Below are 10081 nucleotides of genomic sequence, written 5' to 3' on the forward strand. Positions count from 1 at the left end.
GGCCGCCGCCGACCGGCGCTCCCTGCAGCTGATCTCCGCTGTGACGTTGCGCGATAGATGGCCTCTTTGATTGCAGTGTGGCCAGCCACCTGAGGATGTGATCACCGGCCGCAGGGTCGGCAAACGGCCGTGCCGATACGGGCGAAGGTGGTGGCGCGCGCCCGCCGCCGAGAGCCCTCCGCACCCCGGTGTGGTCACGAGACCTTCACAGGGGTGAGCTGCTGGCCGGGGAGCTGGTGGAAACCCGGTGAGATGGGACCGTCCGGAGGGATCTGCCACCGTGATCGCCGTCGCTGTGTTGCTGCTGCCTGTACTGAGCCTGCTGCTGTACGGGATGGACCGCATCGAGGACTGGCTGCCGGACCGGCCGGGGGTGGCCCGGCACGCCCGGCGGCGTCATCTGTGGCTGGTCCACAGCACAAGCCGGTCGCAGGGCACTGACCGGCCCCCGCGCTACCGCGACGCGGCCTGATCATGTCGGTATGGCAGTCGGTCCTGGGGCTGCCCGCCGCGAGCGAGGTTCGTAAGTAGCGAGTCCCGTCTCGCAGGGCCCGCCTCTTTCCGGCCATGGTGCGGTGACCTTCTCCCGGCGCGGGGATACCCAAGCGGGACGGGGGCAGGCGAACATGCGTCCCCGCTCTGCCGGTACCCACGGTGATACGCATGGCCCCACCCGCGCTCCCTGGTCGAGACCCCAGCGCCGGTCCCTGCGTCGTCGACCTCGTTCAGCAGGTCAAGCAGTTGCGGGCGCAGGTCGAGCAGTTGCAGGCGAAGAACGCGCAGCTGGAGCGGGCGGTCACCTCTCACGCGGTCGTGGACCAGGCCATCGGGGTGCTGGTGAGGATGGCGGAGGTCGGTCCGCAGGACGGGTTCACGGTGCTGCGGGAAATCTCGCAGCACGCCAACACCAAGCTGTCCTCGATCGCCGAGCAGATCGTCAAGTACGCGCAGGGTGCCGCCCTGCCCGAGACGGTTCTGGCAGAGCTCCGCGCTGCCTTCAGCCGTCGGAGTCGGAGGTGATCGAGGCGGCGCGCGTGGGCTGTGGTGGCGTAGAGGGGGCCGTGAGGGGTTACCCGACGCTTATGGCGAGGCTGCATCTTCCAGGGCGGAAAGCGCACCACGGCCGGGACGAGGTGCAGGCAGGCGAAGAGCCGGCACCCGAGGAGGTTGGGCCCGGACCCGAGGTGGAGCGCCAAGCCCCGGACACGCCGTCAAAGCTGCCCAGGCGGGCCTGGGGCGGCGTCCTCAGGGGTGCGCTGCGGGAGTTCAAGGACGATGAGCTGACCGACCGTGCGGCGGCCCTGACGTACTACGCGGTGCTGTCGCTGTTCCCGGCGCTGCTGGTGCTCGTGTCGCTGCTGGGCATCACCGGCAAGTCCGCGACCAACGCGGTCGTGGCCAACCTCCGGAAACTGGCCCCCGGCTCGGCCAGGGACATCATCACCCGGGCCGTGGAGCAGCTGCAGAACGACTCCGGCGTCGGCTCGATCATGGCGATCGTCGGCATCGTGCTCGCGGTGTGGTCGGCCTCCGGCTATGTGGCCGCGTTCATCCGCGCGGCCAACGCCGTCTACGACATGCCGGAGGGCCGCCCGGTATGGAAGATCCTTCCCGTGCGGCTGGGCGTGACGGTCGTGCTGCTGGTGCTGGCGGTGGTCAGTGCGCTCATCGTGGTGTTCACCGGCGGCCTGGCCCGCCACGCAGGTACCGCGCTGGGGATCGGCGACACCGCGTTGACCGTGTGGTCGATCGCGAAATGGCCCGTCCTCGTGGTCCTGGTCACCGTCATGATCGCGATCCTGTACTGGGCGAGCCCGAACGCGAGGGTAAAGGGGTTCAGGTGGATCACCCCGGGCAGCTTCCTCGCCCTGGTGATCTGGATGATCGCCTCCGCCGGGTTCGCGTTCTACGTCGCGAACTTCGCCTCGTACAACAAGACCTACGGCGCCATGGCCGGCGTCATCGTCTTCCTCGTCTGGCTGTGGATCACCAACCTGGCCGTCCTGCTGGGCCTGGAGTTCGACGCCGAGACCGTGCGCCAGCGGGCCATCGCCGGCGGCCTGCCGCCCGGCACCGAGCCGTACACCCAGCCCCGCGACACCCGCAAGTGGGACGAGGAGGACCGGCGCCACCTGGGCGAACGGTGACCGGCCGCCCATGGATCACGCGGGGGTGTAGGCCGCTGACCTGTGGGATATTCGCCTCTTGTGAGGCTTATGGCAGGGCTGCGCGACGCGGACCGGTCGCTGAGCAAACAGGCGGCCTGCCGCATCCCGCCCCGCGCCGGCAGGGTGCTCTCGGCGGTGGAGGAGGCCGCCGAGAGCGGGAAGCTGTGGTGCGGCGCGGCCGCCGCGATGGCGTGGCTGGGCGGGTGGCGCGGCCGCACGGCGGCAGTCACCTGCCTGGCCGCCCTGGCCGTGGCTCAGCTGGTCTCGAACGGACTGTGCAAGCAGCTGGCCCGCCGGCCCCGGCCGCCGAAGCAGTGGTTCCCCCACGACGAGGCCGACGACCGGCCCGACTCCTCGTCCTTCCCCTCCGTGCACACCGCCGGCGCAGTGGCGTTCACCGCCATCGTGGCAGCCACGGGGCCGGCCGTCGGCGCAGCGTGTGCCCTGCCGGCCGCCCTGGTGGCGCTCGAGCGAGTACAAAGCGGCGCCCACTACCCCACCGATGTCGCCGCCGGGGCCGCTATCGGCCTGGTCAGCGCCTGGCTCACCCGACACGCCCCCGTCTGGTCCTTCGCCACCAGCTCTAGCGGCCGAGACAGGCCAGGTGCGACGGGAGAAACGTACGGGGCACCAAACGGCGACGTGGCCAAGCGGCTGGCCGCTCAGGCGCAGGGCCGAGGAGACGGGACGTGATCCCGTGTGTCAGCGGTCATGCAATTCCCGAATTGGCTGACCGTCGACACCGGTTGCCGCCGCCGTGCGAAGGACCGGGCGTGCTGGGCAGCGGGGCGGTGCAAGCGAGCGCCGCCGTGGCCTGGACTCACCTGTTCGGGGTACTCGCGCGCTCGTCGAAATGGTCGGGCGCATGGCGCTGCCCGGCCTGCAGGAACGTGAGAGGGACCCGGGAGGTGACCGCCGTGTCGAGTACGCAGCCGCAGGCTTCCGGATCCGGCCAGAGCACGGACCGCGTGGGCCAGGAGCCGGTGAGTGAGCTGGTGCAACGGGCCTCGCAGCAGCTGACCGAGCTGGTGCGCGGCGAACTTCGCCTGGCGCAGGCTGAGATGAAGGAGAAGGGCAAGCGCTACGGCAGGGGCGGTGGCCTGTTCGGCGGTGCCGGCGTCGTGGGCTTGTTGATGCTGCAGGCGCTGGTCGCCACCGTGATCGCTGCACTGGCGGTGACGCTGCCGGTGTGGGCGGCCGGGCTGATCGTCACCGCGGTCCTGGGTGTGATCGCCGCGATGATGGCCATGAGCGGGAAGAAGCAGGTCGACCAGGCCGCGCCGCCCACGCCCGAACAGACGGTCGAGAACGTGAAGGCCGACGTGGCCGAGATCAAGGAGAGTGCCAAGCGATGACCCAGCCGCCTCATGACGAGCCCACCGCCGCCGACCCCGAGGAGCTGCGCGAGCAGGTCGGGCACACCCGCGAAGAGCTCGGGCAGACGGTCCAGGCACTGGCGGCCAAGACCGACATCAAGGCGCGTGCCCAGGAGAAGGCCGCCGAGGTCAAGGAGCAGGCCGCCGAGAAGGCCGGCGAGCTGAAGGAGCAAGCCACGGTCAAGGCCGGGGAACTGAAGGCGAAGGCCGCTGGCCTGGCTCACCAGGCGCAGGACAGGCTGCCCGGCCCGGTCAAGGACAAGGCCGCGAAGGCCGCCGAACAAGCCCGGACGAAGACGGCCCAGGCCGGTCAGCTGTGGGAGGAGAAAGCTCCCGAGCCGGTGCGGCAGAAGACGGCGCAGGGAGCGCGGCTGGCGCGGGACAACCGCAAGGTGCTGCTGGCTGCAGCGGGCGCGGCTGCCGTGGTGTGGCTGGCATGCCGCCGGAAGGGGTGAATTCCGGGTGAAAGCATCCAAGATCGCTTACAAGCCGGTGGGGTTGGCGCTCGGTGCCGTCAGCGGCATGGCCGCGGGAGCGCTGTTCAAGCAGACGTGGAAAATACTCGGCCACGACGAGGCCGCCCCGGACGCCACCGACGAAGAACGCTCCTGGCACGAGGTGCTGCTCGCCGCCACATTGCAGGGGGCGATCTTCGCCGGGGTCAAAGCGGCCGTCGACCGCGCGGGCGCCACCGCCACCCGCCGCCTGACCGGTACCTGGCCCGGCTGACGGCACACAAGGATGCGGGAGGGCCGGTACAACACGGATACCGGCCCCTCTCCCGACCAGTACCCACCCGAAGGACCCTCACCGCCATGTCCGATCAGCACGCGGCCGCCGCGCTGACCGCCGCCGCAGTCATCGCCACGATCCTGGTTGCCCGGGCAGCCATCCTCCACCACAGCGGCCGAGCCACCTGGTCTACCCACCGGGTGCGCCCTCGTGCCGCATCCCGCGCCGGCAAAGCCGCGCCCTCTGCGGGGACGCCTTCCGACGACGCTGCAGCCTCCGCCGTGCGCGAGGCCGAACAGCACGTCCACCACTGCTGGCAGCAACTCCAGACACGGGTCGACCCGCCCGAGTGACCAGCGCGAGAGCAACCCACCGTCGGCTCTTCCAGGCCACCGCCTCTGCCCCGTGAGGGCGCAGGCTCCATTCTCACTGCGCTCGTGGCGCCACCTGCCGAGGGCAGCCTGTCATGATGCGCTGGTAACCGGAACGTCGAGGCCGCAGGCCACGACGAACTGCGCACTGCCGTCAGCGAGGCGACAGCACAGGGCGAACCACCTCACGCTCGTTTGGGGCGCATACCCGTTCACCGTCCAGTGCTCGGCTTGGCATTCGATGGCGATGAACATGGCACGCTGCTGCTTGGCTGCCCTATACGCGGCGTTGTAGGCGTCCATGCCCGTGGCGTCGAGGATCAGATCGGCGGGGCAGGGAACCGGCAGCGGCCGCATCAGGGCATTGTCCCAAGAAGTGAGCTCCATGGGCAGCCGGGACACGATGCAGTGATACTCCCTGGCCCAGGTCCGCGACTGGGGGACAGCGGCAGCGGGTGGTGACCGTCGGCCCGTGCGACCGCGCGGTCACCACCCGGTGGTGTTATCGGGGTGGCTTGTTCCCTGCCCGGTCAGAGCAGGAAGTCGAGCAGTGCCTTCGTGAGCTCCTGCGGAACCTCTTCGGCTAGGAAGTGGCCGGAGCCGGGGAGGACCACCCCGGTGACGTCGGTGGCGACCTTGCGCATGTCCTCCGCCGGGGCGGTGCCGGTGCTGTACTCGCCGCCGATGGCCAGGACCGGGATGGTCAGCGGCCCCTCCTCGTGCCAGCGCTGGAACTGCTCGGCGGTCTCACCGAGGCGGCGGTAGACCTCGAAGCTGGCGTGCCGGGCGGCTGGGTTGCGCAGCGCGTCGACGTAAACGTCAATGGCGTGCTGCGGGATGGCATCGGGCTGGGCAGCCTTGGAGGTGAACTGGTGGCCGAAGTAGATCTCCTCACGGCCGGCAACCATGCGTTCGTTGATGTCGGCCAGGCGGTTGAAGGCGAAGTGCCACAGGAACTCGTTGGTGACCGCGTCCGACACCGAGCCGCCGGTGAAATCATGGAGCGCTGGCGCCACTCGAACGGATCACGCTGAGCCCCTGCCGGATCGGCGACATAGCCCGAGCTACCCATGTCCTCAACGGAAACTGGAAGTGATCAACGTTGGGAAAGCCTCACTGGATGAGGTCAGTGTGCGGATGATCCAGCGATGCCGGGCAGGCGTAGAGCTGCATCGTAGCCTCCGCCGACCTCGACCATGGTCGGGTTCGCCGGGTCGGGCTCGGCGGTGGGCGGCGTGGCGTGGGCTTCCTCGTAGGGGGTGGGTCCAACTGCGGGTGCTGTCGTCCCATTCGGTCGAGGCGATGGTCAGCAGCGGGTCCATCTCGGTGCCGCAGGCGTGACAGATGCGGGGGACGGGGTCGGTGAGGCCGGGTCCAGCCGCCGACCTTCCAGCCGGGAGCGACAGACAACTCGTTGCGGTAGAACTCCTCCGGGGCGGGCGCGTAGTAGGTGTCCGGAGCAGCGCCGGCCGTCTGCCATGTGTTCCAATCTGCCAGCCGCTCCTGCAACTCCTCGGTCAGCTCCATGGAGTCGGGGTATTCGGTGACCTGTTCCGGGTCGAGCAGGCATGGCTGCGGCACATAGCCGTCGAGCTGAACCACGGCCGGCTCTGGAGGCGCGGTGAGGATGTCGGTGATCGCGGCGGCGGACCGCCAGAACACCGTGGTCCTGGGCTTGGGCTCGGGCGGGTGGTCGAAGGGACACCACAGCACCTGGAGCAGATCGGCCCGCCCGGGGCGGGCGCAGCAGGGGGATGTCGCGCACGTACAACTGGGCCACGGACAGCATGGCGGCCGGGCCCTCAGGCCAGGGGCGGCCGGCGTTGATCCGCTCGTCGATGGCCACTTCCTCGGGTGTGAAGCGAGGTTGGCCCGGTTGCCGGCTCGCCGCTGCCGCCTGGATGCGCCGCTTGAGCCGCACGTCCCCGGGCGAGGTGGCCGGATTCTCGTCTCATCCTGGCTCCCGATGGTGTGGATCAGGTCGGATCAGTTTCCGAGGTTGAATCCACTGCTGGCCTGGCTGTTGGCGATAAGGACGTTGCTGAACAGCGGCTGGGCCGTTCCGTTCGCCCGCTCAACCGTAGCGCTCATGGTGACGCCGTAGGGGATCGTGCTGGTGCTGTCGAAGTACATGGGCGTCACCTGGTAGAAGACCGCATCATCCGGCCCCATGCTGGCGGCCGTCACCGCGGTCTTGACCTGGGCCTCATACGTCCGCATGCTGGGCGTTCCGGTGTTCATCCCCACCTGCCAGCAGGGAACCAATACAGCCCGTCAGCGCCCAGGCACGTCAGCCGCTCAAGGGGGGCCCGGATCCTGGCTGCCCTCGAGCACGGCCGCGAGGTCCTCAAGGATCCCGACGAACTCCTCGGTCGGGACCTCCACCACGAAGACCTTGCCCGCATGGTCTGGATGCCTGACCAGGTGTTCCTCGCGCCGGAACTGAACGTGAGCACCAAGCGGTCCGCGTCGCGGAAGAGATGAGCGGTCACGTTGTCGGTGGTGGGTCCCCAGCTCAAGACCCGGAACTGGCTGCGGAACGGGTACTCCTCCTCGGTCTCGTCGTCAGCGCCGGAACGGTGGATGCTGTCGTGGACACATTGGGTCGCGGTGACCGATGCCGGGGCAGGAGGCCGCAGCCTAGGTTCGGGTGGTCCTCGTCGGTGGTTCAAGCCCCGACGATCACTCAGCGACGAACGAAAGGCGGCCCATGCGCCGGCTCACCTACTACATCGGCTGCAGCCTCGACGGCTTCATCGCGGGGCCGGACGGGGAGACTGACTCCTCCGGATTCGACGGCGACCTGAAAGACGCGATCCTCAACGAGTACCCCGAGACGATCCCCACTCACGCCCGCGGGGCGCTGGGCCTCGGCGATGCGCCCAACAAGGTCTTCGATGCCGTACTCATGGGTCGCGTCACCTACGAGCCCGCCTTGCGGATCGGGGTCACGAGCCCGTACGCGCATCTGCGGCAGTACGTCTTCTCGTCCACTCTGCCCCCCACGAACCCCGAGGTGGAGTTGGTGACGGGGGACCCGGTGGAGTTCGTTCGCGGCCTCAAGCGGCAGCCGGGCGCGGGTATCTGGCTGTGCGGTGGGGCTGGCCTCGCTGGGCAGTTGCTGGGCGAGATCGACGAACTGGTGGTGAAGCGCTACCCGATGGTGTACGGAAGCGGCATCCCGCTGTTCCGGGCCCCGTTCGACCCCGCCCCGGCAGACTGGCAGCTGCGCGAATCCCGGGTCTTCCTCACCGGCACCACCTTGACCAGCTACGTCCGGCACCGGGAGCACTGATGCTGTTTCGGCCTACGACCCGGGCCGAGGTCGACCGCGTCGCCTCGGTGACGGTCCCTGAGCCTGTCGGCTGGATCGACGCGGACCGCTACCGGGACGAGTTCGGGAAGGGGATGTATCGGCCGGAGTGGACCTGGGTCGCCGAGGACGACGACGGGCGGCTGCGGGCCCGCGCGCTGTGGTGGGGCCGGGCGGACAGCGCCCACCCGGTGGCCTTGGATTGCCTGTCCGTCGATGCGGCGGTGGGCGATCGGGCCCAGGTGGCGACCCGGCTGCTCACGACCGCGTTGCGGGCGTTCGGCGCCGCGGGCGGCGCGCCGAAGGCGCCGCTGTACAACCTGACGCTACCGGTCGGCTGGCGTGACGACCCGCGCGCAGCCGACGCGGTGGCCTGGCGCCGGGCCGCCGCGCGGGCGGCCGGACTCGGTCACGAGGTGGAGCGGCTGCGGCTGGAATGGACGGTCGGCGATGTGCTTCCGAGTGGCGGGAACCGGCTCACCTTCGCGTCCGCACCGGACGAGGAGTTCCTTGCGGCGTTCCGGCGGATCGCCGTCGGCAGCTTGGACGACGAGACCCGCCGGAACGTCGCCGCGCTGGGCGTGGAGGCGGCCGCCCAACAGGAGCTGGAGTTCTACCTCGGCTGCCCGGGCGATCGGGAGTGGTGGCGCCTTGCGTACGGACCCGACGGCGAGCTCGCCGGGCTGGCGATCCCCTCCGCGACGCCGTATGCCCGGAACGTCGGATACCTCGGCGTGCTGCCCGAGTTCCGAGGCCGCGGCTACGTGGACGACCTGCTGGCCGAGGTCACCCGGAGCCATGCGCAGGCGGGCGCCGAACTGATCACCGCCACCACCGACACCGGGAACGCGCCCATGGCGGCCGCATTCACCCGGGCCGGCTACCGGACCACGGAGATCCGGATGATCTGGTCGACGCCGGTGACCGAGCGGTAGCCATAGCCGCAGTGCCGCCGCCCCCGCTCCGCCTTGCCCGCCGCCCGGTCCGCCTTGGTCCGCGTACAGTGATGATCAACGAGGCCCGTGGGTGGACGGGCCGGCGGATCCGGGGGCGCACGGGTGCAGGGACGCGACGAGGAACTGCGTCGGATCGAGCTGATGCTCGCCGGCGCCCGGCGGGGTGAGAGCGGCGCCCTGCTGCTGCACGGCGAGGCGGGCATCGGCAAGACCGCGCTCCTCGAACACGCCGCCGCCCACGCGGACGGCCTGCGGGTGCTGCGCGTCGAGGGCATCGAGTCCGAGATGGAGCTGGGCTTCAGCGGACTGCACCAGCTCTTCCTGCCGGTCCTGCCCCTGCTCGACCAACTGCCCGCCCCACAGGCCCAGGCGCTGCGCTCGGTGTTCGGCCTGATCGACGCGCCGGTGCGCGACAGACTGACCGTCGCCCTGGCCGCGCTGTCCGTCCTCGCCGAGGCCGCGGCCGAGACGCCCCTGCTCTGCCTGGTCGACGACCTGCAGTGGCTGGACCAGCCGTCCGCCGACGTACTGGCGTTCGCCGCCCGCAGGCTGCGCGCCGAGGGCGTCGTGATGCTCTTCGCCGCCCGCGGCGACTCGCCCGGCAGTACGGCGCGGGCACTGCCCCGGCTCCACGTCACCGGCCTCGACCGGACAGCGGCCGCGGCACTCCTGCCCGGCCTCGCGCCCCACGTCGCCGAGCGGATCATCGACCAGGCGCACGGCAATCCGCTGGCCCTGCGGGAGCTGTCCGCGGCGCTCACCCCGGCCCAACGGTCCGGTGAACTGGGCCCGCTGGCCATGCCGGAGGGCCCGTCAGCACGGCCGAGCGGCCTGCAGGAGGCGCTCGCCGAGCAGATCCACCAGCTACCCGAGGCCACCCGTTGGATCCTCACGGTGGCCGCCGCAGACGACACCGGAGACCTGGACACGGTACTCACGGCGGCGGCCCGCTCCGGAGGGTCGGTCGAGGACCTGGCCCCGGCCGAGCGGGCCGGACTGCTGGCCGTCACCAGCGCGAGGCTCCGCTTCCGGCATCCTCTGGTCCGCTTCGCCGCCTACCGGCACGCGCCGCTCGCGGAGCGGATCGCGGCGCACCGGGCGTTGGATCGCACGCTGGACTTCGCCGGGCACGCGCAAAGCCTTGCCTGGCATATGGCCGCGGCGG

Annotated in this window: 14 protein-coding genes; 11 read left to right on the forward strand and 3 right to left on the reverse strand. The window is 70.4% G+C overall.

Going from position 1 to position 10081, the window contains the following annotated elements; genetic code table 11:
* Positions 1-280 precede the first annotated feature (280 nt).
* From ABT288_RS40135 to ABT288_RS40170, 8 genes are all read left to right on the forward strand, one after another.
* Complete coding sequence (locus ABT288_RS40135; RefSeq protein WP_351618996.1) at positions 281-472, forward strand: hypothetical protein; 192 nt, start codon at positions 281-283, stop codon at positions 470-472.
* A 191-nt stretch (positions 473-663) separates the two neighbouring features.
* Positions 664-1020: an ANTAR domain-containing protein gene (locus ABT288_RS40140; RefSeq protein WP_351618999.1), complete on the forward strand. Its 357-nt coding sequence runs from the start codon at positions 664-666 to the stop codon at positions 1018-1020.
* Between the two features lie 62 nt (positions 1021-1082).
* Positions 1083-2147 carry a YihY/virulence factor BrkB family protein gene (locus ABT288_RS40145; RefSeq protein ID WP_351619002.1) on the forward strand — a complete coding sequence of 355 codons (1065 nt, stop codon included), beginning with the start codon at positions 1083-1085 and terminating at the stop codon, positions 2145-2147.
* 69 nt (positions 2148-2216) lie between these two features.
* Positions 2217-2861 (forward strand): phosphatase PAP2 family protein, encoded by a 645-nt coding sequence (locus tag ABT288_RS40150; protein ID WP_351619005.1) that lies wholly within the window; start codon positions 2217-2219, stop codon positions 2859-2861.
* A 290-nt stretch (positions 2862-3151) separates the two neighbouring features.
* On the forward strand, positions 3152-3523 hold the full coding sequence (locus tag ABT288_RS40155) for a phage holin family protein (RefSeq protein ID WP_351619008.1): 372 nt from the start codon (positions 3152-3154) through the stop codon (positions 3521-3523).
* Complete coding sequence (locus ABT288_RS40160) at positions 3520-3999, forward strand: DUF3618 domain-containing protein (RefSeq protein WP_351619011.1); 480 nt, start codon at positions 3520-3522, stop codon at positions 3997-3999. Before ABT288_RS40155 ends, ABT288_RS40160 begins: the two co-directional genes overlap by 4 nt.
* A gap of 7 nt (positions 4000-4006) precedes the next feature.
* The gene (locus ABT288_RS40165) at positions 4007-4273 is read left to right on the forward strand and encodes a DUF4235 domain-containing protein (RefSeq protein ID WP_351619013.1); all 267 of its coding nucleotides are present in this window, start codon (positions 4007-4009) and stop codon (positions 4271-4273) included.
* Between the two features lie 86 nt (positions 4274-4359).
* Positions 4360-4629: a hypothetical protein gene (locus tag ABT288_RS40170; protein WP_351619016.1), complete on the forward strand. Its 270-nt coding sequence runs from the start codon at positions 4360-4362 to the stop codon at positions 4627-4629.
* Between the two features lie 111 nt (positions 4630-4740).
* Here the strand turns inward: ABT288_RS40170 and ABT288_RS40175 are convergent, their stop codons facing one another.
* From ABT288_RS40175 to ABT288_RS40185, 3 genes are all read right to left on the reverse strand, one after another.
* Positions 4741-5049: a hypothetical protein gene (locus tag ABT288_RS40175; RefSeq protein ID WP_351619017.1), complete on the reverse strand. Its 309-nt coding sequence runs from the start codon at positions 5047-5049 to the stop codon at positions 4741-4743.
* Positions 5050-5177: 128 nt separating this feature from the next.
* Entirely contained in the window at positions 5178-5663 is a 486-nt protein-coding gene (locus tag ABT288_RS40180; RefSeq protein WP_351619019.1) for an alpha/beta fold hydrolase, read from the reverse strand.
* 970 nt (positions 5664-6633) lie between these two features.
* Positions 6634-6888 carry a hypothetical protein gene (locus ABT288_RS40185; RefSeq protein WP_351619022.1) on the reverse strand — a complete coding sequence of 85 codons (255 nt, stop codon included), beginning with the start codon at positions 6886-6888 and terminating at the stop codon, positions 6634-6636.
* 469 nt (positions 6889-7357) lie between these two features.
* On the opposite strand from ABT288_RS40185, the gene ABT288_RS40190 reads away from it, so the two are divergent.
* The 3 genes from ABT288_RS40190 to ABT288_RS40200 all read left to right on the forward strand — a co-directional run.
* Positions 7358-7942, forward strand: coding sequence for a dihydrofolate reductase family protein (locus ABT288_RS40190; RefSeq protein ID WP_351619025.1), 585 nt, complete (start codon positions 7358-7360; stop codon positions 7940-7942).
* A complete protein-coding gene (locus tag ABT288_RS40195; protein ID WP_351619028.1) occupies positions 7942-8895 on the forward strand; it encodes a GNAT family N-acetyltransferase in 954 nt (317 codons plus the stop codon). The genes ABT288_RS40190 and ABT288_RS40195 overlap by 1 nt, the downstream gene beginning before the upstream one ends.
* A gap of 123 nt (positions 8896-9018) precedes the next feature.
* A partial coding sequence (locus tag ABT288_RS40200) for an AAA family ATPase (protein ID WP_351619030.1) occupies positions 9019-10081 on the forward strand: 1063 nt, incomplete at its 3' end.

This window comes from Streptomyces sp. NPDC001093, from assembly GCF_040298985.1.
Taxonomy (GTDB): Bacteria; Actinomycetota; Actinomycetes; order Streptomycetales; family Streptomycetaceae; genus Streptomyces.

Excerpts from the sequence above, each read along its gene's own strand:
- ABT288_RS40140 (WP_351618999.1), top strand. The coding sequence starts at position 664 with ATGGCCCCACCCGCGCTCCCTGGTCGAGACCCCAGCGCCGGTCCCTGC.
- ABT288_RS40145 (WP_351619002.1), top strand. The coding sequence starts at position 1,083 with ATGGCGAGGCTGCATCTTCCAGGGCGGAAAGCGCACCACGGCCGGGAC.
- ABT288_RS40150 (WP_351619005.1), top strand. The coding sequence starts at position 2,217 with ATGGCAGGGCTGCGCGACGCGGACCGGTCGCTGAGCAAACAGGCGGCC.
- ABT288_RS40160 (WP_351619011.1), top strand. The coding sequence starts at position 3,520 with ATGACCCAGCCGCCTCATGACGAGCCCACCGCCGCCGACCCCGAGGAG.
- ABT288_RS40170 (WP_351619016.1), top strand. The coding sequence starts at position 4,360 with ATGTCCGATCAGCACGCGGCCGCCGCGCTGACCGCCGCCGCAGTCATC.
- ABT288_RS40185 (WP_351619022.1), bottom strand. The coding sequence starts at position 6,888 with ATGAACACCGGAACGCCCAGCATGCGGACGTATGAGGCCCAGGTCAAG.
- ABT288_RS40190 (WP_351619025.1), top strand. The coding sequence starts at position 7,358 with ATGCGCCGGCTCACCTACTACATCGGCTGCAGCCTCGACGGCTTCATC.
- ABT288_RS40195 (WP_351619028.1), top strand. The coding sequence starts at position 7,942 with ATGCTGTTTCGGCCTACGACCCGGGCCGAGGTCGACCGCGTCGCCTCG.